The organism is Pseudomonas sp. IT-P395 (assembly GCF_949767675.1).
Classification (GTDB): Bacteria; Pseudomonadota; Gammaproteobacteria; order Pseudomonadales; family Pseudomonadaceae; genus Aquipseudomonas.
The window spans coordinates 110,398-131,066 of sequence record NZ_CATKPW010000059.1; the positions used below are offsets into that span (position 1 = coordinate 110,398).

The following is a 20,669-nucleotide window of genomic DNA, read 5'->3' on the forward strand; positions in this document are numbered from 1 at the left end:
GGGCGGCGTTTTTTTGTGTCAGATGTTTACGCCCATTCCAGCGCCGGCAAGCCGCAAGCACTTGGCGTGAACGCTTTCAGCGTACGAAGAATCCCGTCAGCGTGTGCGTACTTTTCATCGGCCATGGCTGCGTCCGGAATGGCGATCGCGGTCATGCCGGCGGCTTTCGCTGCGGTCACGCCGAACGGTGAATCCTCGAATACCAGACAATCTTCAGGCGCGACACCGAGACGTCGGGCGGCGGTGAGGAAGATATCCGGCGCAGGTTTCGCCGCGCCGACTTCCGGATCGTCTGCCGTGACAATGAAATCGAACAGCGCGAACCAGTCGCGGTGCAGCGTGGTTTTCTGGCCGAACGACTGACGCGAGGAACTGGTACCCACGGCAATCGGGATGTTGTGCGCCTTGAGATGGCGGATCAACTCTTCGGCACCCGGCATCGCTTGTGCGGTGGGAAAACGCTCGCGCATCAGCGGCTCGCGAATCACCAGAAATTCTTCGGCGGTGATCGGCAGATCCAGTGCCTGCACCACGTAGTTCGCCAGATCGTTGGCCCCGCGACCAATGATGTTCTGCTTGATGCTCCAGTCGAAAGTGCGCCCGTAACGCTGGGCAATCAGCGAGGTGACTTCGGTGTAAATGCCCTCGGTGTCCAGCAGCAAACCGTCCATATCGAAAATCACGGCCTTGATCGGGCCGAACGCCTTCAGCGGTGCATTCATCATCGGATCCGTTAACAAAGACATCCCGGGCGGCACGGTTGGTGCCGCTACGCGGATCTGATTAAAGGGTTCAGCAGCATAACGAGCGCGACGGACATTGAGCAACGGGCAATGTTTGTTGGGCGATGAACTACTCGCGGATATTTAGCGAAACATCCTACAGATAACACCTACTCGCCCGACTTCTTTCCTGATTGATCCCCCGCAAAGTCCCCGCACCTTTTTGATGTGCGCGAGAGACTGCGAATGCTTCCAACCGATCGGCTTCTGGTCCTGAACAACAGCATCGGCCTGCTCGTTGTTGCTGCTTTGAATCCCGATGAGCCGGACTTCGAACACCTGATCCGCGAGTTTCGCCTGTGTCTGAACCACTACGACGCTTGGGCCGAGCAGTTCTGGACCGGGACCGCGCTGGATGTCGAGCAGGTGTTTACTGTCGGCAACGACGTGCGCCTCAGCGCGCCGATCAAGTCGCGCCAGCCGCTCAGTTCATCGGTGGTCATGTGCCCGGCCAGCGGGGCGCTGACGCTGGTGCACATGTTCGACGCCGCGCGGTTTGTGCCGATTGGCGATACCCCGGTGACCCTCGAGCCGGTGCTTGCCGATGTCGGCGGCGTGCTGACTTTCGGCGAAGCGCTGCATTACACCATCGGCCCCAGCGGCATTCTGCAGGTGACCGACTGCGATCGGGGCCAGCGTTATCGCATCACCTTCTTTCCCGATGTTTCCACCGACCATGTGCGTGCTCTGTATGCCTCTTATCAAGGTGTCATTGCAGGCCTGGAGGGCTGGCTACGCTCTGAGTGGGCAGGGTTTCAACCACAATGGACGGAGTTTTCCAGCGCCGGGTTTCTTGAGCGTTACGGTCAGTTGCAACAGGTCGACTGGCGCGGGTTCGAGCAAGCCCTGAACGGCGTTTGGGATGACATCAAACAGCTCTTTGCCCTCCTCGCCGACTTGCAGGCCAACAGCGCAAAACTTCTGGAATACCTCAGCGAGGCCGAGCTTGAGGCGTTGTTGAATGCCTCCAGCGACGCCATTGCCAACGGTCTGCTGGTCCTCAGTGACGAACCGCTGCTGTTCATTCATCTGGCCGCGTTTACCAGTTGGCTGAAGATGCTGCCGCCGCAGTATCTGGCTGAAGTGGTGGCCGAGGTGCGGGCCGAACTGCTGATCGGTTTTCTGCTGACGTCGTTGTCGGGTGGCGTCGGCGTGCCACTGCGTTTGAGCAGCAAAGTGCTGGCGAAGATCAAGTCGCCCCGGGCTCGAGAGTGGTTGGCGGCATCCGCGTTGCGGTTGGCGGAACTGACTTCTGCGCCGGAGCTGAATAGACACGCGGGCGCGTTGAAGCCACTGATGTTTCACGCGCGTGACGTTGAGTTGAAACCGACACCGTCGATACCGCTGAACATTCGTCAGGCCGATTCGCTGGTGTTGACGGTGCCGAATCCGGCGCCTGTGGTGCGGGACAAGCCTGGCGCTTCGAGCCGAATGGAACGGCATGAGCCTCACGACGACTCGCCGGATCAGGCGAAAAATCCTAACGGCGACAGCGCTGATTGCGTGCCCTTCACCTGCACCAATGGCTGCCCGGTGTCGATGGTCACCGGCGAAGAACTGCTGACCCTGAGCGATGCGGTGCTTGATGGCGTGTTGCCGTTTGAGTTCACGCGGTTGTATCGCAGCAGTGCCGCCGAAATCGATGTCGGGTTGGGGTTTGGCTGGAGTCATTCGCTGGCACATCGGCTGGAGTTTTTCGCTGATGAGGTTGTTTGGGTCGATCACGAAAACCGGCGCACTCGATTTCCGTTGCCGAGCGTTGAAAGACCGGCGATTCACAACAGTCTGTCGCGGGCGGCGATCTTTCTGGGTGATGAACCGGAAGAGCTGATCCTCGCGCTGGCCGGGGAAACGGCGCGGTTCTATCACTTTCGCGCAGGACGGCTGACGGCGATCAGCGATAGCTATGGCAACCGTCTGACGGTGCAGCGCGATCGCTCTGACCGGGTGCAGCGACTGGACAACGGCGCCGGGCGTTCGCTGCTGTTGCGCTATGACCGCGCGCAGTTGGTTGGTGTGGATTACCAGGTGTTTCGCGACGGTGCCTGGAGTACCGAACAGGCGCTGATCAGTTACCGCTACGACGCTTACCGGCACCTGATCGAAGCGACCAACGCCGTCGGCGACAGCGAGCGCTACGACTACGACGACGCTCACGTAATCCTGCAGCGGCAACTGGCGGGCGGCGCGAGCTTCTTCTGGGAGTGGGAACGGTCGGGCAAGGCTGCGCGTTGCGTGCGCCACTGGGCGTCGTTCTCGCAGATGGACACGCGTTACGTCTGGAACGACGACGGCAGTGTCGCAGTGCATTACGTCGATGGCACCGAAGAGACGTACGTGCACGACGAGCGTGCACGGCTGGTGCGCAAGGTTGAAGCCGACGGTGGTGAGCAGCTCAAGGCCTATGACGCTGCGGGGCGGTTGATTGCCGAGCAGGATGCCTTGGGGGCGGTCACCGAATACAGCTACGACGAGGTCGGACGGCTGAGCGCGCTGATTCCGCCGGCTGACGCGCCAACGTCCTACGAGTATCGCAACGGTTTCCTGCATAAACGCTCTCGCGGTGACGCGGTGTGGATCTACCGGCGCAATGCCGAGGGCGATGTCACCGAAGCGGTCGATCCCGATGGCCAGGTCACCCATTACTACTACGACACCCGTGGGCAGTTGCTGTCGATCCGTTACCCGGACAGCAGCCGGCATCGGCTGGTCTGGAATGCCCTCGGCCAACTCATTGAAGAGACCTTGCCCGACGGTGGCGTGCGGCGCTTTTCCTACGACGCGCTGGGGCGGCGGACCACAACCGCCGACGAACACGGTGCAGTCACCCGTCAGCATTGGGATGCGGTTGGCCGACTGATCCAGACGACATCTCCTACCGGCAATACCCGTGCTTACAGCTACGGCGCCTACGGTCAGGTCACTGCCGAGCGCGATGAACTCGGGCGCATCACCCGCTACGAATACGACGACGATCTGCACCTGGTTTCGCGGCGGATCAACCCCGACGGCACGCAGGTGCAGTACCGCTACGACCATGCGCAACTGCTGCTCACCGAGATTGAAAACGAGTCCGGGGAAAAATACCGGCTGGATTACACGCCGACCGGGCTGATTCGCCAGGAAAGCGGTTTTGATGGCCGGCGCACGGCGTATGCCTATGACCTCAACGGGCATCTGCTGGAAAAGACCGAGTTCGGTGATGACGGCTCTTGTTTGCTCACTGCTTATGAGCGCGATGGCGCAGGCCGGTTGCTCGTCAAAACCCTGCCCGACGGCATCAAGGTCACCTACCAATACGACCGCCTCGGCCGTTTGATTGGGGTCGACGACGGCCAGCAACACCCGCTGGCCTTCGAGTACGACCGCCAGGACCGCTTGATCACCGAGCATCAAGGCTGGGGCTCCCTGCGTTACCGCTACGATGCCTGCGGCCAGCTCAAGCGCATGCGCCTGCCGGACAACAGCGTGCTCGACTACCGCCACGCCAAGGGTGGCGCGCTGACCGACATCGACCTCAACGGCACGCCGCTGACCCGTCATGTCTATCAGTCCGGACGCGAACGGCAACGCCAGCAGGGTTTGCTGCTCAGCGAATATACCTACGACGATCAGGGCCGATTACTCGCCCACGCCGTAGGCCATCAGCGCGATGCGTTGTTCCGCCGCGATTATGCCTACAACGCCAACGGCAATCTCGCACACATCGCCGACAGCCGCCACGGCCAGCGCACCTACGGCTACGACGCCCTCGACCGCCTCATCCGCGTACGCCACTCACGTGACGAACTGCCGGAAAGCTTCGCCCACGACCCGGCCGGCAACCTGCTGATGCAGGACCGCCCCGGTCCGAGCCAGATCAAAGGCAACCGCCTGCTCATGCAGGGCGACCGCCACTACGACTACGACGCCTTCGGCAACCTGATCCGCGAACGCCGTGGCCGCGCGCAGACACTGGTCACCGAATACCGCTACGACAGCCAGCACCGCCTGATCGGCCTGACCCGCCCCGACGGCCAAACCGCCAGCTATCGCTATGACGCCTTCGGCCGACGCATCAGCAAAACCGTCAACGGCGAGACCACCGAGTTTTTCTGGCAAGGCGAGCATCTCGTCGCCGAAAGCAGCGAAAACGAATACCGCAGCTACGTCTACGAACCCGGCACCTTCCGCCCGCTCGCCTTGCTCGACGGCAAAGGCCCGCAAAAAGCCTGCCCCTTCTACTACCAACTCGACCACCTCGGCACCCCGCAGGAACTCACCGACTACAGCGGCGACATCGTCTGGTCCGCGCAATACGACGCCTACGGCAAAATCGCCGCACTGACCCTCGCCGGCGACGACTACCTGAACCAGCCGCTGCGCTTTCAGGGACAGTACTTCGATGCGGAAAGTGGGCTGCATTACAACCGGCACCGGTATTACGACCCGAGGCTGGGGCGGTATCTGACGCCAGATCCGATCAAGTTGGCGGGTGGGCTGAATCAGTACCAGTACGTGCCGAACCCGACGGGGTGGGTGGATCCGTTGGGGTTGAGTTCCAATTGTCCACCGCCGAAGAAACCTGGTTGTGAGGTGCCGGGAGGTGTCAGCGGCGCTAAAGTAAATGACGGTGAACCTAGACTTCCAACAACAAGATCACCACCAAAAGATTTTGGTAGCGAAGATAAACTTGATGACCACTTTCAAAAGCATGGTTCAGAGTTCAAAACCGAGAGCAAAGAAGAATACTTAAGCATGGCCAGATTTTTGGTAAATCATGGCACACGAATTGAGTATAAATACAAGGGTGAGACCCGATCAGGCTATCTGAAACTTATGGGAAACAACCGGAAGGGAGAGGCTAAATTCGCTTTTTTGGGAACAAATCAAAACAATGAAATCACAACCCTTCACGCAAAAAGCGGAAAGGAATTATGGCGAACGATAAATGGCGATGCGAAGGATAAAACAGTGAGGCCGGCCCATGACTAAGAGATATCTCGTACAAATAATTGAAATCGATCCAATCATCGAAGAATTGATTGTGCTTAGCGTTCAAAGTGTGAGCATCCGATGCTTCGCAGGTTACTGTCCATCAGTCATTGAAGAAGGAAGAAATTATGAGGCCGAATTCGAAATGGTCTTGCCTGACGAATTAATCATCATAAAAGCAGAACATGAAGAACCACGTATCGAGATGCTAGACGATGGGTTTTCGTGTGATATCTATGGTTACATGGATGGGGACTCTTTCCGGTCTGTAATTGAATTCGCGGATCAAGGCATTCATTTCGAATACCCGCACCTCAACGGACAGTTCGTCAAAATCACTGCCGAAAGAATTGACGTCTCATTCTGAGTCGCAAGTATTATTCGAACCTCACAAAGGGCCTGAGAAAAACAGGCCCCAAAAAATCGGCGATCACGCCAAAAGCAGGTGTGAATCTAATAATTACGCTCACTGCTCATCCTCATCCTCTTCATACTCCATATCCGCCTCATCCGAATCATTCAGCGGCACCGTCGCATCATCCATCAGTGAGCCCGGATCTTCATTCCCCGGGTCATTGATAAACGGCAATCCACTCGAACCCTTCTCTTCCTTGCCTTCAGTTTCGGGAGTCATGGCAAACCTCATCATTTCGTGGCGTGTATAACGTTCGAAAGGCCTTACAGCCAATCGTTCCGGAGTCCGACAAGTGAATGCAAAAAACCCGGCAAAATGCCGGGTTTCCGTTTAACCATCCATCAATGATGGCGGTTTTTATGTTTGTTCTTGTTCTTGTGCTTGTGGCCACCACCCGAATGAGATCCGCCATCGTCACCGAGGTTATTGCCGACCGCACCACCGGCCGCGCCGCCCAACCCAGCGCCAATGGTCGAACCGGTCGAGCCGCCGAGGCTGTTGCCGACGACCGAGCCGCCCGCCGCGCCGAGACCACCGCCAATGGCGGCTTCGGTTCGATTGCGTTTGTTCGCCCCGACGGCACTGCCGGCCGCGCCGCCAACGCCTGCACCTACCGCTGCGCCAGTACTGCCACCGAGTTGTCCACCGACCACATTGCCGAGCGCGCCGCCCAGGCCGCCACCCACAGCGGCGGTGCCATCACCAGCGGCCATCGCCCCTTGTGCTACCAGCAAACCGAAAAACAGTGCAGATAATGACAAGCGCATATGAACCTCACAGTTCCCGAAGCGGGACAGTCCGCCCAGACATGGGCCTATGTGAGATTGGAGACGCAAACCGGGAAAACGTTCAGCCATGAAAAAGCCCGACATTGAGCCGGGCTTTTTCTGACAAACGATCAGTCTCAGTGACGCTTGTGTCCTTTGGACAAGTTGCTGCCCACTGCGCCGCCAGCTGCGCCACCCAAGCCTGCACCAATGGTCGCGCCGGTCTTGCCGCCCAGGCTGTTGCCGATCACCGAACCACCGGCTGCACCGACACCGCCGCCAATCGCCGCTTTGGTGCGGCTACCCTTGCGCGCCGCCACTGCGCTGCCCGCCGCGCCTGCTACGCCAGCACCAATGGCCGCGCCAGTGCTGCCGCCCATTTTCTGGCCGACGACATTACCCAGCGCGCCACCCAAACCACCGCCCAGCGCCGCAGTGCCATCACCGGCAGCCATTGCACCTTGAGCAACCAGAAGCCCCAGAACCAGAGCGGGCAGTGTTAAACGCATGACGTAAACCTCAAAATAGGGATGACAAAAAGGGCCGGGATTTAATGCCGTCGCCGCGCAAAAGTCCAGACGAAATCAGAGGCTTCGCGCACATGGCGCCGATTGGACAGCGATTCTGCAAAAGGTTTTATGACAGGCAAAAAAAAGCCCGCTGGGGAGACGGGCTGGAGACTTGCTTTCTAACGGATGGCTTCACCCTACTGCGGCAGACGTGAAAAGTTTGTGAAAGCAAATTGATTTTTGCCGCCATCGAATGTAAGAAATTTCTTCAAACGCACAGTCATAAAAAAACCCCGATCGATGACGGGGTTATTCAGACAAAGATTATTTTCTGGCTCGCGTGGTGACCTTGGGGAGAAATTTCGCCTTCGGTCCCTTGGGTGCCGTGGATTTGATCTTGCCGATCTGCACTGGATCTTCGCCAAATCCAGACTGATACTCAGTCTGGCCGCACCGTACGCAGTTGTTGAAGGAAAATTCAGCGCCATCGTCTTCGATATACGGATCAGTCATATCTTCGCCCCTTCGCAACAGATCGACACCGGCAAAACCCGTTTTGCCTGAAAAATATCGACCTCCAATGCTTTTGAGACTAGTTGGTCACTCTTGGACTTGTGATTCAGATTAGCTGGCGCCCGACGAGTGGCCTCAAAAAAATTAAACTCGACCACGAACCGCTGGTCTTGCTTTGCTAAAGAATTCTGCCGACAGGCCGTTGCCCTTTTTCATACAAATGAATCTCAAGGAGAGAACATGCAAATCAACGGATTCCAGAACCTACCCGTCGTAAAGCTCACGGACGAACAAATCGCTGCCGGCAAAGCCGGGGGTGAACTGCTCAAGGACAAGATCGCTTCCGGTGAAATCACCATCAAGTATCCGGACAAGCCGATTCTGCAGCCTGGTGTCATTTACCATCCAAGCGAGCCAGCGCAACCGAGCCAACCTTCGGACACGCCTACTCTTGTCGCCATCGACACACCACTGACCTACGACTCGAGAGGCACCGTAATCCTCAAGCCACAGGGCTGATGGCGTAGAAAAAGAGCCCATCCATTATCTGGATGGGCTCACATGACCAGCGATCGACATTCAGCGCAATTTCACCGCTGTCCCCGTCGCAAACACCACAACCATCCCGCCCTTCCCGCCAGGCATGCTGATCTCGAAGTCCACCCCGACCACTGCATCCGCCTGCAAAGCACGCGCCCTCTCCCTGATTTCTTCGGTGGCCTGAACACGCGCCTCCTTCAAAGCCCGCTCTAGCGTCTGCGAACGTCCGCCGAAAAAATCGCGCATACCGGCGAACATGTCACGAATCACATTGACGCCCTGCACCGACTCGGCACTGACAATGTCCAGGTATGCCGTGATTTGCCGACCTTCAATGGTATGAGTGGTGGAAATGATCATGGATGTCGTCCCTATACGGAGGAATAAATTCGCGATTGTAATGGCTCAAAGCGGACTTCACGCCGCTGCCAATAAAATCCAGACGCCAGAAACCACAAAACCCCTGACTTCTTTCGAAATCAGGGGTTTTGTGTACTGAATGTGGCGGTGAAGGAGAGATTCGAAACCGCCCGATTGCGATTTTCGCGACATCGGCCCCCGGTTTATAAGGGTTTCAGGGCGATAGTTAGCGCGCAAGCGGTCCCACGGCGGTCCCATGAGTTTGTGCGGCAGTCGAATAAGCCAAGGGCCATGGAGGGGTATCCCTTTTTTCGGGAGCGGCATCGGAAAAAGGTAATTTCAGTAACTTAATCAACTGACCGGCCTGAGAGCCTTTATTTGACTGGCCTGCGAGGGATCGGCACAAGGTAATTTTTAAGTAATGTAGAGGTAAGGTTATTACCTTTTAAGGAAGTAATTTTTTGATTTATCCACCCCTTATAAATCAGTCACTTACGCTCACATTACCTTTTTCATTACTCAAAATTACTTTCTGAAGTAATCCAGCAAAGCCAATGAATACGGGGCTTTCAGCGATCCACCGATATCCGAATTGCCACATTACTTTTTTCCGACTGCGCTCCTGAAATTCAGCGCCTGACGGTGCCTCATGTCTGACGAACCAACGACCCTGGGAAACGCATCGGGTGCCCGATCCTTCGCAGGGATTCGCAGGCTTTTTGCCTCATTCATTCAGTCTCACAAAGCCCAGCCGTGGCTGCGCTCAGCGGATCGCAGGACTGCGGAAAATAAGACCAATTTAGCCCGCAGGCGAGGTGGGGGGACGACGGCGCGCGCCATCTGTGAGCAGGCTTCCTCAGCGCGGCTTGTTGCACGTCACCCCCCCATGAATTATCAGCAGTTCGTCGCCTCGCGCTCGCGTCCCCATCTCGACTCCAATACTGTACAAACAACCAGTAATCGTACAGTGATTGAAGCTCATGAATTTCGACCAGGCCAAGGCGCTCAGACTTCAGCAATGGCGCTCAACCCTCGACGACCGTAACTTCCGAATGCAGAACCCAGAAGCGCACCGTGAAACGCTCCACTCAATGGCAGCGAGGCTCGCGACAGAAGGCTTGATTGACCAGCTGCAGCAGTTTGATATGAATGAGATGGCCGATGCGGCGTACTGGCACGCCGTAGAGGAGCTTCAGGATTCGCCAGACCGTTATCGGGGATCCTCGACCTACGACGTTTTGGAGTACTACACAGGCGAGCTGCTGGGGACAATCAGCCGATCTATCTTCAATGAGGTGTCCGCCGAACGTCCGGGGTCGACACATACCTACGACGGAAAGGTTTACCCGAGTGCGGATGGGGCTGACCTTGCTCTGAGCATGAGCGGGGAATTTGGTAGGATCGATGGGCTAGTTTTGACGATGCCTGATGGACTGCGGTACAGGTTGATTGAGGCAGCGCGCATGATCGACGGCAAAACCTATGAACCGCTCGATGATCCTGACATTTATCGGACTTTGATCGATGTCGCGCAGATTGCCCGTGAGTGTCGCTACCTTCATACTTTCGCAAGGCTTCGCTCATTTATTGAGCTATCAAGATTCTGCATCTGCCCTTTATGCAATGATCGGTTTGGAGAAAATGAAGACTGCTCAACATGCGTTGGAAAAGGCTTTGTGATGAAGCTGAAAAAAAAGCCAACTAACCAACAAAAGGACAAGGTTTATAATGAAAAATATAAGAAGTTATGACCCCATTTGGATGGGGATCTTGACAGGCCTCGCAACTCTCAGCCTATGGTATTTTTCAAGTCTTGCAATCGACAAGACTATTTCACCGAGCGCAGATAAAGTCTGGCCATTTTTCTCTGCCGGAATTGGCGCCTTTTTCGGCTCGTATTTTGCCTATCGATTTAGAAAATATGAGGAGAAAAACTCAAAGCTCAACAAACAAAAAAATGCATTTGATACATGCCTATTCACCTTGACAAGGCAATATAATGCTATGTTTCAGATGAAAAAAGTCCTTGACCAGTATCAATCTAACATCGAACGTGCATTTTCTATGCGAGCTATGAAATTTCCGAGCTACAAAGATGCCAGAATTGACTTTGAAAGCTTGAATTTCCTAACCGACGCTAGCAAAACGCGACACTTGCTATTTTTGACAATAGAGCAAGAACGTTTCGAGCAAACTATCTTAAGCATGGAACTAAAAAGCAGCTTTGATGTTGAAAAAGTTCAACCAGCGTTTGAGGAGCATAAGATTAGCGGATGCCAATTAGACCCAGAAAAACTCAAAGAAACCATTGGATCACTTATCTATCACAGCGCGATTAACTTCACCGAAGTAACATACGACTTGCTTTGCAAGAACCTAGACTCAAATCATGAAATGCGCAAAAAAACGTGGGAGATAGCAAAAGAACACTTCCCAACCAAGACGTTTTTATCTCCTGAAAAAATACACTGAAAGGGATGCGAATAGCGAAACATAATAAAATGTAATCGTATAACGACAGAAAAGACCGCCTGTAGAGGCGCCGCATCGTTTGATACGTGGATGCTTTACGCTTCCCCACCTACTTCGTAGGCTTTGAATTTCATAATCTCCTCACCCAACCAGTCGTTTAGCTGGGCCATCCGCGTCTGAATCGGCTCCAGCTCATTCGCCGCATAGATCTGTGCCGCCTCCCTGATCGACCCGAACCCACCGGCGTTCTGCGGAACGATGCCCATTAACTGCGGTGGGATGCGCAGGCTGGCCAGCACGTCATCCCGTGTCTGATTCTTGATCGAGTTGAACTCATCCTTCGCCGCCACCTCGCTGACGGGGATCAACTGGATCCCGTCCTTCTTCCCAGTCGGTGAGTAAACGAACAAATTTCGAAAATTCCCCGGCCCTTTCGATTCCTTGAGTGCTTTGCGCAATGCATCGATGTCCGCTTCTGTCTGCGCCGCATCAGTCATGTAAAGGATAAACCCGGCATGGCTGCCGTTCTCGTAGTACTTGCGTCGGAAAAGGGTTGCGGACTCATTCAAAAGCGCCGACTGCAAAGCGCTGATCCACTCCGGCAAGCCATAAATCTCCTGGTGCAGATCTGCCTCACGCAAATGAAAAATGCTGTCAGGCTCAAACGCGTGTTCATCCTTCCACCCCCGCACTTGGTAAAATATCCCATCCGGCCCGGCGCGCATGTACTTGGCCAACGGCGTCTCCAGCTTCCGAACCCCACCCAATCGCGAGCGGCGCCCTTCCAGGTAACCATTGCCCAGACACAAAAAGTCCAAAGCAAACTGCTCAAACGCAGCCCGCGACAACAGCGGGTGCGGGATAAAAGTCTTGCTCAACAGATTGCGTTTGAACATCAACCCGGAATGCAGATGCACGCTCGCCCCCACCGACCGGGCCAGCCCATCCAGCGACAACGGCGGCTCATACCACCGCCCGTTGAACCAGCACTCCAGATAATCGAAAACCTCCCTCCCATCCAGCACCGGCGTCGGCTCGCCGAAGGAAAACACCTGGGTCCCGGCGCCTGTAGCGGGTGTGGTCGCGGGCAACGTCTGGTTGGCCATTTGTTCGGTCATCAGTAAATCTCCATACGCCCAGTGTTGGCAGAGGTCTGCCCCTCAAGCGGTTCGTGGTGCAATGCGTGAAAGAGTGCCCAAGCCAGGTCGGCGTGGCCGGTGTTGTCGTTGCGGCCGGCGGTGTAGGTGTACTGGCGTCCGCCGGCGGTGACGGTTTTGCGGATCGCCATCAGCGACTGGGCCATATCCGTCCAGCCGGCGTCGAATTCGAGCCGGCCCTTGTGGATCACGTCATAGGCCTTGAGCACTAGGCGGGTTTTGACTTCGGGGGAATAGCTGAAGGTGGTCACCGCCGGGAAGAACTGGCGAACCAGCTGCGCCACGCCGCTGCCCAAACCGGTTACATCGATGCCGATGTACGTCACCCAGTAGCGGTCGCAGAGGCTCTTGATGAACGCGGCCTGCGCGGCGAAGTCCATGCCCCGGAACTGGTGGCGCTCAAGGATGCGGAACTTGCCTCCCGGCACCAACGGCGGCGCGACCACGACCATGCCGGAGCAGTCGCCCGTCTCGGCCGGGTCGTAACCGATCCAGACCTGACGGTCCCCGAACGGGCGCATGGCGAAGGGTTTGTAGTCCTCGGCCCACTCGACCCAGCTGTCCACCATGCACGACTGCAACAGGGTCAGCGGAAAGATGCTCGCACCGTCGTCAACGAACTCGCACATCAGCAGGTTGGCGAATGCCTCGGGGCTGTACTCGCGGCGCAGCTCCTCGATGTCGAACAGGCCGCAGCCGCCCCGCTCCGCGTCCAGAATCGTGACGATCTGCCGCCACAACCGATCCTCGCAGAACCTCCCCTGCTGGAGCGCCCCGTGGGATACGTCCACCTTCGTATGCTGCGCGGCCGGCTTGCCCTTATTGAAGCGCTCACCCGTCCAGAAGGTGTACGCCTCGTGGGCCATGCTCGATGGCGTGGAAAAGTAGGTCTTGCGCCACTTCTTGTGCATCGCCATGCCGGAGGCGACCTTGTTCAGTTCCTCGAACTTGAACGTCCAGAAGAACTCATCGAAGTAGAAATTGCCGTGATAGCCCTGGGCGGTACGCGCGTTCGTACCGAGGAAAAACAGCTCGGCGCCGTTGGGCAAGACGATGGGATCGCCAGTCAGCTCGACGCCGATAATCTCGCGGCAGAACGCCTGAATGTAGCCCCGGAACAGATAGGCCTGGTTCTTCGAGGCCGACAGGAAAATCTGGTTGCGCCCGGTCTCCAGCGCATCGATGAACGCCTCGCGGGCGAAGTAGTAAGTCGCCCCGATCTGCCGGCTCTTGAGAATGACGCGGGTGCGCTGATTGCCAGCCCGGTACCAGTCTTTCTGATAGTCGAAACAGCCATCGATGAAGGCCTCGCGCAGCAGCTCGATCTGGTCTTCATCAATCTCGTTTTTGACGGCCTTCTTCTTCGGCTCGGCGTTGCGCTTGGCCAGGTTCGGGTTGAGGTCGGTTTCGGTACCGCCACCCTGAAAGCGCTGGATGCGCGCCTGCCGCTCCAACTGCCGGTGCAGCAGATCAATCTCTTTGAAATCGCCGCCGCTTTTCCCCTCTTTGAGGATTAGTTGCACCAAGCGCGCTTCCAGTGCCCCGCCGATGCGTTCGACGTTGTCGGCCCGGTCCCACTCATCGCGGGCCTTCCAGCTGTGTAGCGTTTTTTCCTTTTCGCCCGTAGCCTCGGCAATCTCGCAGATGCGCCAACCCATCCAGTAGAGAAACTTGGATTGGCGGCGGGGATCGATGGGCAGCAGTTCGGTCGTAGTCATGGCCGCGATGCTGCCGCCCGCGCCCGAGACTCAATAGCGCTGCCCCTTGTACCGCCCTGCCCTACAGTCCCGCCTCATTGCCGCAACTCGCGCGCGTCACGACCATGCCCTTCATCGCAACGCACTGCTCACCCAACAGCAGGCGCCCCAAGCAATGAGGATTTCCGGCATGAAGAAATTTCGCAGCAACTGGTTCCGCGTGGCCGTCGAGGGCGCTACCTCCGACAAGCGCATCATCAAACGTACCTGGCTGGAACAGGCTGCGAAAAACTTCAACCCGTCCACCTACGGCGCTCGCATCTGGCTGGAGCATTACCGTAGCGTGATGCCGGACAGCCCATTCAAGGCCTACGGCGACGTGTTGGCCGTGAAGACCGAAGAAGTGGACATCAACGGCCAGAAGAAGCTGGCGCTGTTCGCCCAGGTTGAGCCGACGTCCGATCTGATCGCCATGAACAAGGCGAAGCAGAAGATTTACACCTCCATCGAAATCGACGACAGCTTTGCCGATACCGTCGAGGCGTACATCGTCGGGCTCGCAGTAACCGACTCCCCGGCCAGTCTCGGCACCGATGTTCTGGCGTTCTCCGCGCAGAAGCCAGACGCCAACCCGTTCAAGGATCGCCACTACTCCGCGACCTCGATGTTCACCGAAGCGCTGGAAACCGAGCTGACCTTTGAAGAAATCGAGGACAAACCAAGCCTCGGCGCTCAGCTGTTCAGCAAGGTGCAAATCCTGCTCGGCGGTAAACAGGCCAAGGATGACGCCGAGTTCTCGCAGATCAGCCAAGCCGTCGAAGCCGTCGCCGAGCACGTCAAGGACCTGCCGGACCAACTGGCCGCCGAGAAGAAGTTCTCGGCCGGCCTGAATACCCGGCTGGATCAACTGAGCAAAGACTTCACCGAGTTGAAGGCCAAGCTCTCGAACACCCAAGACCACAACCAGAAGAAGCGCCCTCCGGTCACCGGTGGCGACACCCAGGTCATGACTGACTGCTGACAGCCGGCCCACCCACAGCCCCGACCCACGAAGGACGATATTCATGCGTAACGACACTCGCGAACACTTCAACGCTTATCTGAGCCAGTTGGCGCGCCTCAATGGCGTGTCCTCGACTGCCGCCACCTTCGCGGTCGATCCGACCGTGCAGCAAACGCTGGAAACCCGCATGCAGGAATCCAGCGAATTCCTCGGCCAGATCGGCATCATCGGCGTCGATGAGCTGCAAGGCGAAAAAGTTGGCCTTGGCGTCAGCAGCACCATCGCCGGCCGCACCGACACCACCGGCAATGGCGTGCGTCAGCCTCGCGATGTGTCGTCGCTGGACAAGAAAGGCTACGAAGCCAAGCACACCGACTTTGACACCGCGATCCGCTACGCGCAGCTCGACGCCTGGGCAAAGTTCCCCGACTTCCAGGCACGCCTGCGCGACGCGATCCTCAAGCGCCAAGCCCTCGATCGCATCATGGTTGGCTTCAACGGCGTCAGCGCTGCCGCCACCACTGACCGCCAAGCCAACCCGTTGTTGCAGGACGTCAACATCGGCTGGCTTCAGCAGTACCGCAACAACGCCTCGGCGCGCGTGCTCAAGGACGGTAAGGCTCCCGGCAAGATCGTCATCGGCACGGGTGCAGAAGCGGACTACAACAACCTCGACGCGCTGGTGTACGACGCAATTGCCAACCTCATCGACCCGTGGCACCGCAAGGATCCGGGCATCGTCGTCATCCTCGGCAGCAATTTGGTGCACGACAAATACTTCCCGTTGATCAACAAGGAACAACCGGCCACCGAAAAACTGGCGACCGACATGATTCTTTCCCAAAAGCGCATGGGCGGTAAGCAACCGGTCGAAGTGCCATACGTGCCCGACGGCGCTGCATTGATCACCACGCTGAGCAACCTCGCTATCTACTGGCAGATCGGCGGACGCCGTCGCTACGTGAAGGAAGCGCCGGAAAAGAACCGCGTCGAGAACTACGAATCCAGCAATGACGCCTATGTCGTTGAGGATTACGGCCTCGGCTGCCTGGTCGAAAACATCGAGCTTGAAGGGGCATAAGCCATGGCCAGCAGCCTCGCGAAGCAGCATTTCCAGCGAGTCACTGCCGCCATTGAGGCGGCAGCGACCGAACCCACGCAGACCATGGCCGGCGCCACGGCCTACGAACATCAGCTCAACCAGCTGCTGCAAGACCGCCTGCGCCTGAAACAGGTGCAGTCGAACCAAGGCAAGGCCGAACTCAAACGTCAGCTCCTGCCTGAGTACATCCCCTACGTGCGAGGCGTGCTGGACGCCGGCCAAGGCGCACAGGACGAGGTGCTGACCACCATCATGGTCTGGCGCTTCGATGCCGGCGACTTCCACGGTGGCCTCGACATTGCCCAGTACGTATTGCAACACAAGATGGTCATGCCGGACCGCTTCGCCCGCACGTTGGGCTGTCTGGTCGCCGAAGAGGTCGCGACCGCCGCATTCAAGGCGCAGAAGGTCGGCGAGCCGTTCGACCTGGCCATCCTGCACCGCACTGCTGAGCTGACCGACGCCGAAGACATGCCCGACCAGGCACGCGCCAAGCTGTTCCTCGCCATGGGGCGCGCAACACTCGAAGGCATCACCGACGAAAAGCCCAGCGAACCGGGCCAGGTGCAAGCCGGCATCGACCTGTTGAAAAAAGCCATCGACCTGCACGACGCCTGCGGTGGCAAAAAGGATCTGGAGCGGGCCGAACGCCTGCTCAACAAACTCGCTGCCGCTGGCAGCTAACCGAGCGTCCCCACGCACCCCGCCGGCTCGGGGCGGATCGGCCAGGCCGCTCCTCCTGAACATGAAGCCCCGACCACCGGCGACCTACAACAGAGCGCAGATTCATGAGCGGATTCGTAGCGGGCGGCAGCACTACTCCGGCCCCCAGCGGCCACATCAACACCGACCCCTTCTGGCCATCGATCGACCTCGACGACGTGCGCGGCACTTTGCGCATCGACTCCAGCGTCACGCCGATCCGTCTGGAAACCGCGACCATCGCCGCCGCCATCAGCGTGAACCGCGAGTTCGCCGCATGGCGCCGCGCCAAGCAGGCCGAAGGCTACGACACTCTTGCGGACGTACCGGCCGAGCAGATCGAGGACAAGTCTGAACTCGTCCACCTCTACCAACGAGCGATCTATGCCGCGACCGGCGCGGAGATCTGCGAGCGCTACCGCTCCTACGACAGCACCAACAGCGGCAACCAAAACGCCGAAGAGCTGACACCGAGCATCGACGAACTGCGCCGCGACCAGCGCTGGGCCGTACGCGACTTCCTCGGCCTCGGCCGTACCACCGTGGAGCTGATCTGATGACCGTCAGCATCCGCGCCCAACAAAACGACACCGTCGATGCCCTGTGCTGGCGTCACTACGGCCGCACCGCCGGCGTGACCGAAGCGGTACTCGAAGCCAACCCCGGCCTTGCCGATCACGGCCCGACCTTGCCGCAAGGCCTTCTGGTGCAAATGCCCGAAGCGCAAGCCGCCGCCCCGCAACGGCAGATGGTGAACCTATGGGACTGAACCGCCCGCACCACGCCCTTGAACCCAACCACTCTGGATCATGGAATGAAACGCATGCCTGACCGTCCCGATACCTGGGCCTGGCTCGCCGCCTGGCTCGAACAGAACTGGCCCGCCATCTACTCCGGCCTGCTGGCCGTGGTCATTGCAAGCCTTCGCGTGATCTATGGCGGAGGCACCGTGCGCCGCATGGTGATCGAGGCTCCCCTGTGCGGCGCACTCGCTCTTTCCGCCAGTCATGGGCTGTCGTTGTTGGGGATTCCGGCTACTACTGCGCCGTTCTTCGGCGGTGTGATCGGACTGCTCGGCGTCGAGGGCACGCGCGCGGCCGCCAAGAAGATTTTCAACCGCAAGGTAGAGCAACTATGACCACACTTCGCCACGGTGACCGCTCGCAAGCGGTGCGCAATCTGCAAAAGACCCTCAACCAACACGGCGCAAAACTGGACGTCGATGGCGATTATGGCGATGCCACGGAGAACGCCGTGCGCGCCTATCAACTCAAGGTTGGTTTGGTAGCCGATGGCGTCGCCGGCAACAAGACACTTGACGCGCTCGCTGGCACCGACTGCCAGCAGTTGCTGAAGAACACCGACCTGGTCAACGCTGCCGAACGTCTCGGCGTGCCGCTGGCCAGCGTCTACGCGGTCAATGAAGTCGAATCGAAGGGCAGTGGTTTCCTCGACAACGGCAAGCCGGTGATCCTGTTCGAACGGCACATCATGTATCGCCAACTGGCGAAGGTTCGCCACGAAGGCGACGATCCGGCTGCGCTCAAACGCCACGCTGATCAGTTGGCCACAACCAACCCGGCCATCGTCAATCCGAAATCCGGCGGCTATGCCGGCGGTAGCGTCGAACACCAGCGCCTGGCGACCGCTCGCCTGATCGACGACACCGCCGCGCTGGAATCCGCATCGTGGGGCGCGTTCCAAATCATGGGCTTTCACTGGCAGCGCTTGGGCTACAGCAGCGTGCAGGACTTCGTCGCCGCGATGAGCACGGGGGAATCGCAGCAGTTCGACGCGTTCGTCCGCTTCATCGAAACCGACCCGGTGCTGCACAAGGCGCTGAAGAGCCGCAAATGGGCCGAGTTCGCCAAGCTCTACAACGGACCGAATTACCAGCGAAACCTGTACGACATCAAACTCCAACGCGCTTACGAGCGGCACGACGACTGCGGTTGCGGGCAGGCGGTGGCGGCATGATCGACTTCGACGAGGTGCAACGGCTGAATGTGCAGGACGGTGATCTGCTGGTCGTGCCAGAAAACAGCGATCAGCAAGACATGGTGCAGCTACGTGACGCGCTTCGCATCCAAGATCCTCAGCGGAAAGTCATCATCATTCGCGGCCCAATCCAACACATGGACATCGGCGACATGAATCAGCTTGGCTGGTACCGGGCGTGAGTACGTTGCGGCAGGCCCTGCTCGGCGTTGCATTGCTTGCAGCGCTGGGGCTGCTGATCTGGAGCCAGGAGCTGCGCATCAGCGGCGCGAACAAGGACACACAACTGGCCGAAAAAGATGCCAGCAGCGCTCAAGAACAAGCCGAACGCAACCTCGCCAACGCCAACGCGTTGCGCGACACACTGCAAAAAGAACGCAACGCCCAGACCACCCTGCGCGCACGACAGGATCAGCTGCGCCAAGGCCTGGCAAAGCGCGAACTCACCATAGAGGCTCTGAAACGTGAAAACGTCGATCTACGCAATTGGGCTGCCCAGCTTTTGCCTGATGCTGCTCGCCGGCTGCGCGAACGCCCCGCCCTCACCGGCGCCGACGCTTATCGTCAGTGGTTGTCCGGCCGTCGTGCCGTGCACGCTGCCGGCGACCAGCCCGCGCAGTAACGGTGATCAGCTCACCGATCAAGATCGCGTCGAGGCCGCTTGGGCAGACTGTGCGAGCCAAGTGGATATAGTTTACCAACACCAGCAGGCCCGACCATGAACAAGCCCGACAGCCTGAAGGCGCATCTGCTCGCCACCGTGGGCGAACTCAAGCACAACCCCGACCGACTGTTGATCTTCATCGACAACGGCAAGATCCGCTGTACAGCCGCGCAGACGATGTCTTTTGAGTACAGCTTCGATTTGCAGGTCATCCTCACCGACTTCGCAGGGCATCCTGACAGCGTCATGCTGCCGCTGCTCGGTTGGTTGAGCGTCCACCAGTCCGAGTTGCTGGAAAACTTGAGTAAGGCCGCAGACGGCATTCAGTTCGAGGCTGACATTCTCGACAACAGCAAAGTGGATATGAGCCTGACCCTGCCGCTGACGGAGCGTGTAGTGGTGGGCAAGGATGAACAGGGCAACACCACCATTCGCCATCCCGGTGAGCCGCAACGGGCTGCTGACTTTCTTGATCCGAACTGGATACCTGGTGCACAGGGTACCGGTAGCGAATGGGTGCTGCCGAAATGACCGATCGACTGGAAACGCTGGAGGATTGGGCGGCGGGGCTGCTTGGGCAGCTTGAACCGGCGGCGCGCAACAAACTGGCTCGGAGCGTTGGTCGAGCATTACGCCGCAGCCAGCAGCGGCGAATCCTTGCGCAGCAAAACCCAGACGGCAGCAGGTATGCCCCGCGTAAACAGCGCAATCTGCGCGGGAAGCGAGGGCGGGTGAAGCGGAAGGTGAAGATGTTTCAGAAATTGCGCACGGCTAGCTTTCTACAGATGCATGGTGATAGTAATGCTATCAGCGTCGGTTTCACCGGGCGAGTAGCCCGGATAGCCAAGGTGCACCAGCACGGACTTAAGGATCGTGCGGAACCAACCGCACCGGATACGACATATCAGTCCCGTGCATTACTCGGTTTTACCGAGATGGATCTCGATTTGATAAGAGACAGCTTGCTCCATCACTTCATGTTTCCGTGACTTGTCAGAGAATGCTGACTTTCCG

The 20,669-nt window shown here is 58.1% G+C and carries 24 protein-coding genes and 1 pseudogene; 17 read left to right on the forward strand and 8 right to left on the reverse strand.

Annotation, left to right across the window (positions count from 1 at the left end; translation table 11 throughout):
* Positions 1 to 26: 26 nt before the first annotated feature.
* On the reverse strand, positions 27 to 722 hold the full coding sequence (locus tag ACM6IN_RS25655) for an HAD-IA family hydrolase (RefSeq protein WP_064116942.1): 696 nt from the start codon (positions 720 to 722) through the stop codon (positions 27 to 29).
* A gap of 246 nt (positions 723 to 968) precedes the next feature.
* On the opposite strand from ACM6IN_RS25655, the gene ACM6IN_RS25660 reads away from it, so the two are divergent.
* Together ACM6IN_RS25660 and ACM6IN_RS25665 are read left to right on the forward strand one after the other, a co-directional pair.
* Positions 969 to 5,756 (forward strand): RHS repeat-associated core domain-containing protein, encoded by a 4,788-nt coding sequence (locus tag ACM6IN_RS25660; protein ID WP_414916914.1) that lies wholly within the window; start codon positions 969 to 971, stop codon positions 5,754 to 5,756.
* Positions 5,749 to 6,123 (forward strand): hypothetical protein, encoded by a 375-nt coding sequence (locus ACM6IN_RS25665; RefSeq protein ID WP_095114356.1) that lies wholly within the window; start codon positions 5,749 to 5,751, stop codon positions 6,121 to 6,123. The genes ACM6IN_RS25660 and ACM6IN_RS25665 overlap by 8 nt, the downstream gene beginning before the upstream one ends.
* A gap of 99 nt (positions 6,124 to 6,222) precedes the next feature.
* On the opposite strand, the gene ACM6IN_RS25670 is transcribed toward ACM6IN_RS25665, so the two are convergent.
* From ACM6IN_RS25670 to ACM6IN_RS25685, 4 genes are all read right to left on the reverse strand, one after another.
* The gene (locus ACM6IN_RS25670; protein WP_007914082.1) at positions 6,223 to 6,390 is read right to left on the reverse strand and encodes a hypothetical protein; all 168 of its coding nucleotides are present in this window, start codon (positions 6,388 to 6,390) and stop codon (positions 6,223 to 6,225) included.
* 122 nt (positions 6,391 to 6,512) lie between these two features.
* Complete coding sequence (locus tag ACM6IN_RS25675) at positions 6,513 to 6,938, reverse strand: glycine zipper domain-containing protein (protein ID WP_095124920.1); 426 nt, start codon at positions 6,936 to 6,938, stop codon at positions 6,513 to 6,515.
* 137 nt (positions 6,939 to 7,075) lie between these two features.
* Positions 7,076 to 7,447 carry a glycine zipper domain-containing protein gene (locus tag ACM6IN_RS25680; RefSeq protein ID WP_007914079.1) on the reverse strand — a complete coding sequence of 124 codons (372 nt, stop codon included), beginning with the start codon at positions 7,445 to 7,447 and terminating at the stop codon, positions 7,076 to 7,078.
* A gap of 324 nt (positions 7,448 to 7,771) precedes the next feature.
* Positions 7,772 to 7,960: a hypothetical protein gene (locus tag ACM6IN_RS25685; RefSeq protein ID WP_095114355.1), complete on the reverse strand. Its 189-nt coding sequence runs from the start codon at positions 7,958 to 7,960 to the stop codon at positions 7,772 to 7,774.
* A gap of 240 nt (positions 7,961 to 8,200) precedes the next feature.
* Here ACM6IN_RS25685 and ACM6IN_RS25690 point away from each other — a divergent pair, with 240 nt between their 5' ends.
* Positions 8,201 to 8,479, forward strand: a complete 279-nt coding sequence (locus ACM6IN_RS25690) for a hypothetical protein (RefSeq protein WP_414916915.1) — start codon at positions 8,201 to 8,203, stop codon at positions 8,477 to 8,479.
* 60 nt (positions 8,480 to 8,539) lie between these two features.
* Here ACM6IN_RS25690 and ACM6IN_RS25695 read toward each other — a convergent pair whose 3' ends face one another.
* Entirely contained in the window at positions 8,540 to 8,860 is a 321-nt protein-coding gene (locus ACM6IN_RS25695; protein ID WP_007914076.1) for a YbjQ family protein, read from the reverse strand.
* Between the two features lie 980 nt (positions 8,861 to 9,840).
* Here ACM6IN_RS25695 and ACM6IN_RS25700 point away from each other — a divergent pair.
* Positions 9,841 to 10,611 (forward strand): hypothetical protein, encoded by a 771-nt coding sequence (locus tag ACM6IN_RS25700; RefSeq protein ID WP_414916916.1) that lies wholly within the window; start codon positions 9,841 to 9,843, stop codon positions 10,609 to 10,611.
* A complete protein-coding gene (locus tag ACM6IN_RS25705) occupies positions 10,589 to 11,332 on the forward strand; it encodes a hypothetical protein (RefSeq protein WP_414916917.1) in 744 nt (247 codons plus the stop codon). Before ACM6IN_RS25700 ends, ACM6IN_RS25705 begins: the two co-directional genes overlap by 23 nt.
* 95 nt (positions 11,333 to 11,427) lie before the next feature.
* On the opposite strand, the gene ACM6IN_RS25710 is transcribed toward ACM6IN_RS25705, so the two are convergent.
* Complete coding sequence (locus ACM6IN_RS25710; RefSeq protein ID WP_414916996.1) at positions 11,428 to 12,438, reverse strand: phage portal protein; 1,011 nt, start codon at positions 12,436 to 12,438, stop codon at positions 11,428 to 11,430.
* Between the two features lie 11 nt (positions 12,439 to 12,449).
* Positions 12,450 to 14,207 carry a terminase ATPase subunit family protein gene (locus tag ACM6IN_RS25715; RefSeq protein ID WP_414916918.1) on the reverse strand — a complete coding sequence of 586 codons (1,758 nt, stop codon included), beginning with the start codon at positions 14,205 to 14,207 and terminating at the stop codon, positions 12,450 to 12,452.
* A gap of 169 nt (positions 14,208 to 14,376) precedes the next feature.
* Here ACM6IN_RS25715 and ACM6IN_RS25720 point away from each other — a divergent pair, with 169 nt between their 5' ends.
* The 12 genes and pseudogenes from ACM6IN_RS25720 (at position 14,377) to ACM6IN_RS25775 (ending at position 20,644) form a co-directional block, all read left to right on the forward strand.
* Positions 14,377 to 15,207 (forward strand): GPO family capsid scaffolding protein, encoded by an 831-nt coding sequence (locus tag ACM6IN_RS25720; protein ID WP_414916919.1) that lies wholly within the window; start codon positions 14,377 to 14,379, stop codon positions 15,205 to 15,207.
* A gap of 43 nt (positions 15,208 to 15,250) precedes the next feature.
* Complete coding sequence (locus ACM6IN_RS25725; RefSeq protein ID WP_414916920.1) at positions 15,251 to 16,270, forward strand: phage major capsid protein, P2 family; 1,020 nt, start codon at positions 15,251 to 15,253, stop codon at positions 16,268 to 16,270.
* A gap of 3 nt (positions 16,271 to 16,273) precedes the next feature.
* Positions 16,274 to 16,975 carry a terminase endonuclease subunit gene (locus tag ACM6IN_RS25730; RefSeq protein ID WP_414916921.1) on the forward strand — a complete coding sequence of 234 codons (702 nt, stop codon included), beginning with the start codon at positions 16,274 to 16,276 and terminating at the stop codon, positions 16,973 to 16,975.
* Between the two features lie 104 nt (positions 16,976 to 17,079).
* Positions 17,080 to 17,550, forward strand: a complete 471-nt coding sequence (locus tag ACM6IN_RS25735; RefSeq protein WP_414916922.1) for a head completion/stabilization protein — start codon at positions 17,080 to 17,082, stop codon at positions 17,548 to 17,550.
* Positions 17,550 to 17,762, forward strand: a complete 213-nt coding sequence (locus tag ACM6IN_RS25740) for a tail protein X (protein ID WP_414916923.1) — start codon at positions 17,550 to 17,552, stop codon at positions 17,760 to 17,762. Before ACM6IN_RS25735 ends, ACM6IN_RS25740 begins: the two co-directional genes overlap by 1 nt.
* Before the next feature lie 45 nt (positions 17,763 to 17,807).
* Positions 17,808 to 18,131 carry a phage holin, lambda family gene (locus ACM6IN_RS25745; protein ID WP_414916924.1) on the forward strand — a complete coding sequence of 108 codons (324 nt, stop codon included), beginning with the start codon at positions 17,808 to 17,810 and terminating at the stop codon, positions 18,129 to 18,131.
* Positions 18,128 to 18,970 carry an N-acetylmuramidase domain-containing protein gene (locus ACM6IN_RS25750; protein WP_414916925.1) on the forward strand — a complete coding sequence of 281 codons (843 nt, stop codon included), beginning with the start codon at positions 18,128 to 18,130 and terminating at the stop codon, positions 18,968 to 18,970. Before ACM6IN_RS25745 ends, ACM6IN_RS25750 begins: the two co-directional genes overlap by 4 nt.
* Positions 18,967 to 19,173, forward strand: coding sequence for a hypothetical protein (locus ACM6IN_RS25755; RefSeq protein ID WP_414916926.1), 207 nt, complete (start codon positions 18,967 to 18,969; stop codon positions 19,171 to 19,173). The genes ACM6IN_RS25750 and ACM6IN_RS25755 overlap by 4 nt, the downstream gene beginning before the upstream one ends.
* Entirely contained in the window at positions 19,170 to 19,613 is a 444-nt protein-coding gene (gene lysB, locus ACM6IN_RS25760) for an Rz-like lysis system protein LysB (protein ID WP_414916927.1), read from the forward strand. Before ACM6IN_RS25755 ends, lysB begins: the two co-directional genes overlap by 4 nt.
* Positions 19,528 to 19,713 (forward strand): annotated as a pseudogene (gene lysC, locus ACM6IN_RS25765) (Rz1-like lysis system protein LysC); the annotation flags it as partial. The gene lysB and the pseudogene lysC, both read left to right, overlap by 86 nt.
* On the forward strand, positions 19,710 to 20,186 hold the full coding sequence (locus ACM6IN_RS25770) for a phage tail protein (RefSeq protein WP_414916928.1): 477 nt from the start codon (positions 19,710 to 19,712) through the stop codon (positions 20,184 to 20,186). The pseudogene lysC and the gene ACM6IN_RS25770, both read left to right, overlap by 4 nt.
* Complete coding sequence (locus ACM6IN_RS25775) at positions 20,183 to 20,644, forward strand: phage virion morphogenesis protein (protein ID WP_414916929.1); 462 nt, start codon at positions 20,183 to 20,185, stop codon at positions 20,642 to 20,644. The genes ACM6IN_RS25770 and ACM6IN_RS25775 overlap by 4 nt, the downstream gene beginning before the upstream one ends.
* The last annotated feature ends 25 nt before the right edge of the window (positions 20,645 to 20,669 follow it).

Bases quoted from the DNA above. Each gene is read 5' to 3' on its own strand.
- ACM6IN_RS25705 (WP_414916917.1), top strand. From the start codon at position 10,589: ATGAAAAATATAAGAAGTTATGACCCCATTTGGATGGGGATCTTGACA.
- ACM6IN_RS25675 (WP_095124920.1), bottom strand. From the start codon at position 6,938: ATGCGCTTGTCATTATCTGCACTGTTTTTCGGTTTGCTGGTAGCACAA.
- ACM6IN_RS25655 (WP_064116942.1), bottom strand. From the start codon at position 722: ATGAATGCACCGCTGAAGGCGTTCGGCCCGATCAAGGCCGTGATTTTC.
- ACM6IN_RS25665 (WP_095114356.1), top strand. From the start codon at position 5,749: ATGACTAAGAGATATCTCGTACAAATAATTGAAATCGATCCAATCATC.
- ACM6IN_RS25715 (WP_414916918.1), bottom strand. From the start codon at position 14,207: ATGACTACGACCGAACTGCTGCCCATCGATCCCCGCCGCCAATCCAAG.
- ACM6IN_RS25695 (WP_007914076.1), bottom strand. From the start codon at position 8,860: ATGATCATTTCCACCACTCATACCATTGAAGGTCGGCAAATCACGGCA.
- ACM6IN_RS25775 (WP_414916929.1), top strand. From the start codon at position 20,183: ATGACCGATCGACTGGAAACGCTGGAGGATTGGGCGGCGGGGCTGCTT.
- ACM6IN_RS25750 (WP_414916925.1), top strand. From the start codon at position 18,128: ATGACCACACTTCGCCACGGTGACCGCTCGCAAGCGGTGCGCAATCTG.
- ACM6IN_RS25680 (WP_007914079.1), bottom strand. From the start codon at position 7,447: ATGCGTTTAACACTGCCCGCTCTGGTTCTGGGGCTTCTGGTTGCTCAA.
- ACM6IN_RS25735 (WP_414916922.1), top strand. From the start codon at position 17,080: ATGAGCGGATTCGTAGCGGGCGGCAGCACTACTCCGGCCCCCAGCGGC.
- ACM6IN_RS25730 (WP_414916921.1), top strand. From the start codon at position 16,274: ATGGCCAGCAGCCTCGCGAAGCAGCATTTCCAGCGAGTCACTGCCGCC.
- ACM6IN_RS25740 (WP_414916923.1), top strand. From the start codon at position 17,550: ATGACCGTCAGCATCCGCGCCCAACAAAACGACACCGTCGATGCCCTG.
- ACM6IN_RS25670 (WP_007914082.1), bottom strand. From the start codon at position 6,390: ATGACTCCCGAAACTGAAGGCAAGGAAGAGAAGGGTTCGAGTGGATTG.
- ACM6IN_RS25710 (WP_414916996.1), bottom strand. From the start codon at position 12,438: ATGGCCAACCAGACGTTGCCCGCGACCACACCCGCTACAGGCGCCGGG.
- ACM6IN_RS25660 (WP_414916914.1), top strand. From the start codon at position 969: ATGCTTCCAACCGATCGGCTTCTGGTCCTGAACAACAGCATCGGCCTG.
- ACM6IN_RS25700 (WP_414916916.1), top strand. From the start codon at position 9,841: ATGAATTTCGACCAGGCCAAGGCGCTCAGACTTCAGCAATGGCGCTCA.
- ACM6IN_RS25725 (WP_414916920.1), top strand. From the start codon at position 15,251: ATGCGTAACGACACTCGCGAACACTTCAACGCTTATCTGAGCCAGTTG.
- ACM6IN_RS25755 (WP_414916926.1), top strand. From the start codon at position 18,967: ATGATCGACTTCGACGAGGTGCAACGGCTGAATGTGCAGGACGGTGAT.
- ACM6IN_RS25685 (WP_095114355.1), bottom strand. From the start codon at position 7,960: ATGACTGATCCGTATATCGAAGACGATGGCGCTGAATTTTCCTTCAAC.
- ACM6IN_RS25770 (WP_414916928.1), top strand. From the start codon at position 19,710: ATGAACAAGCCCGACAGCCTGAAGGCGCATCTGCTCGCCACCGTGGGC.
- ACM6IN_RS25690 (WP_414916915.1), top strand. From the start codon at position 8,201: ATGCAAATCAACGGATTCCAGAACCTACCCGTCGTAAAGCTCACGGAC.
- ACM6IN_RS25745 (WP_414916924.1), top strand. From the start codon at position 17,808: ATGAAACGCATGCCTGACCGTCCCGATACCTGGGCCTGGCTCGCCGCC.
- ACM6IN_RS25720 (WP_414916919.1), top strand. From the start codon at position 14,377: ATGAAGAAATTTCGCAGCAACTGGTTCCGCGTGGCCGTCGAGGGCGCT.